Origin of the sequence: Aetokthonos hydrillicola CCALA 1050, from assembly GCF_017591665.1 — a bacterium.
GTDB lineage: Bacteria > Cyanobacteriota > Cyanobacteriia > Cyanobacteriales > Nostocaceae > Aetokthonos > Aetokthonos hydrillicola.
The window spans coordinates 1-2,407 of the sequence record NZ_JAAKGC010000289.1 but is presented as its reverse complement, the minus strand read 5'-3'; the positions used below and the strand labels follow the sequence as shown (position 1 = coordinate 2,407).

Annotated in this window: 3 protein-coding genes; 1 reads left to right on the top strand and 2 read right to left on the bottom strand. The window is 39.3% G+C overall.

All coding sequences use genetic code 11. The features are described 5' to 3' along the window. Positions 1-379 precede the first annotated feature (379 nt). Positions 380-1,246: a helix-turn-helix transcriptional regulator gene (locus tag G4P69_RS37070; protein ID WP_208340158.1), complete on the top strand. Its 867-nt coding sequence runs from the start codon at positions 380-382 to the stop codon at positions 1,244-1,246. A 70-nt stretch (positions 1,247-1,316) separates the two neighbouring features. On the opposite strand, the gene G4P69_RS37065 is transcribed toward G4P69_RS37070, so the two are convergent. Further along, on the bottom strand, positions 1,317-1,655 hold the full coding sequence (locus G4P69_RS37065; protein WP_208340159.1) for a hypothetical protein: 339 nt from the start codon (positions 1,653-1,655) through the stop codon (positions 1,317-1,319). A gap of 388 nt (positions 1,656-2,043) precedes the next feature. Further along, positions 2,044-2,292, bottom strand: coding sequence for a DUF433 domain-containing protein (locus G4P69_RS37060; protein WP_208340160.1), 249 nt, complete (start codon positions 2,290-2,292; stop codon positions 2,044-2,046). Positions 2,293-2,407 lie beyond the last annotated feature (115 nt).

The following is a 2,407-nucleotide window of genomic DNA, read 5'->3' as shown; positions in this document are numbered from 1 at the left end:
CGGGTGCGCTTAGACATATAGAAATGCTTCAATTTAAAATCGATTATATGTTGGGAATTATACTAAAAGCGTCTGTTTGCTGGGCTTTTGCTTGCTAATCTCTTAGCGGTTTTAAAAGAAAAGCTCCAAAGCTTTTAGAGTGTAAGTTCTTGAGACTGTCACTTACACTGGTATCTTGCCTTTATAAGAGTGTTACTCTAGCTTTTTATCAGTGTTTTCCGTGAGTTTTATGCGCTCACTAATCATCAGTTAGGTACATCAGCAATTAGGTATACAACCCTCAAGATGATGTCACTGTACTTGCTTGCAATTCAATGATTTATAATTACATTTATTAATATCGCACAAGATTTTCTAAAGTGCAAGTACATTTTTAGGAATGGCCAGAAAAAAAGACACGATTACACTGTCAATTCCACCCGGAACTAAGGAAAAGTTAGAAGAACTCGCTCGCCGCCTCAAGATTCAATGGGGTAAGGAACCGAGTATTTCTGGTCTAATAGTGGCGATCGCAGAACAAACTTTAGAAGTTGGTACGCCCTTTAGCCTAGACTCAAACCAAGTTAACGCCTTGCAACGAGCGATAAAAGCCTTAAATGATCTAGGTCGTATTGCCGAAGCTCAAACTGTACTTGCACTTTTGCTAGAACGAGGCAATCTAGAAGCGCCTTTACGTCAATCTCTTATGAAACAAGTTAGTCAATCCACCCAAGGATGGCGAATTCAGATTGAAGACTGTATGAAAAAACAACAGCCTTTTTATATCCTCTATCGCAATTCCCAAGGTCAGGAACTAGAATACACAGTTCGCCACGCTGAGCCTCGTTTCTTTGATAACCGCTTTTACTTACTTATCTGGTGTGAAGAAACCCAAGACGTCGAAAACGATATTCCCGATTTACCCGAACTATGGCATAACCGTTGTATAACGTTTGATAGGGTTAAGTCAGTTCTACCTATAAACGGAAATTGGCGAGGAGAACTTGATTATTTAGAAGTGCAATTACACTTTAGGGGTTGGTTAGTAAAAGCCTATCAACCAAAAGATGATGATATCAAAGATGAAACTACAGGAGGTGTACGTCACGTTGTACGGCGAGTTGCAAATGAGTTTTGGTTGATTAGAGAAGTTTTGCGGTACGAGGAAAATTGCGTCATTTTAGCGCCTGATAAAATACGCGATCGCCTTAAGCACAAGCTCCGCAGTCTTTGTGATTTGTATGAGATTGAAGTTAAGGATCAATAGGCAATATTACCATATTGTCGGTTTAACCAAGGGCAAGACGCTATAGCTTCCTTTTTTACTGATTGGCATCTTAATCTGGTGCGCAAAAAAAATTCCTTTCGTTTTGCAACTCCTCATTTCGATGTACGAGGTTTCTAAGATAAGGAATTTCAGCCTCTAAAAATTGGACTGAATCCTGAAACGCCTGAAGCTGTGCCTCATTTAGCATTAACTTCTTGGTGAATTTGTTTAGGGTTTGCAAAATTTCTTCATTTTGCTTTGCTAAAGTACTAATTCTATTGTCTTGGTCAGCAAGCCGACAGTCTTGAATGGCATTACGGTGTTGCTCTGATTTGACTGAATCTACCATTTGGAGTTGAACCATCAACAGTACGCGGATTACTTCTAAGTCAGTGTTCGGATTCGACATAGAGAGGACTCATTTTTAGTCACGAGCTACAAAATAGTATTGTTGTGAATAACAATCTGAAAACCATTATATAGCGTTGCTTATTTTTCCGCTATAGTAGTTGTATGAGGGAAAGCTCCAACTATATCTATATAAGTGAGCATAAATCCCTATTAGGGATTGAAACACGAGCTACTTTGTAGTATTGACACCCTCTTTCTTGCATCACGTGCGAGATAGCTGAATCCCTATTAGGGATAAAAAATCTCAAGCAACCAGATACGCTACTAGCTTTCAAGCTCGTTAGAGAGGGTGCTCAGTAAGAGTGTCTTTGAAATTCTCACATAGATTCTGAGGATGTAAGGGTTTCCCTTCTAGTACACCCATCTCAAATGCTTAATTTTTCGGGTTACTCCTTTCTATTCAAAGGAATTTCGACAAAAACATCCCGCGACATTTCTGCACCATAAGCAATACAAGCAAGTATGTCCTCTCGCTCAATGCTTGGATATTCCTCAAGAACTTCCTCAATGCTTACGTCACTAGCTAAGCGGTCAAGAATGAGGGAAACTGGAATTCGATGTCCCCGAATACAAGGTTTACCAAAACAAATATTTGGATCGATGGAAATTCTCGATAGCAAATTATCTCTGGTCATAGTCAATACTAATCTTTCTAAGATATAGCAGTCCTAAATCATTTGTAAAAAAAACAAGCACACTTGTGTACACGTATATATCCGTCTTTCCTGTTCCCCGCTAGGAGTTCCCTCC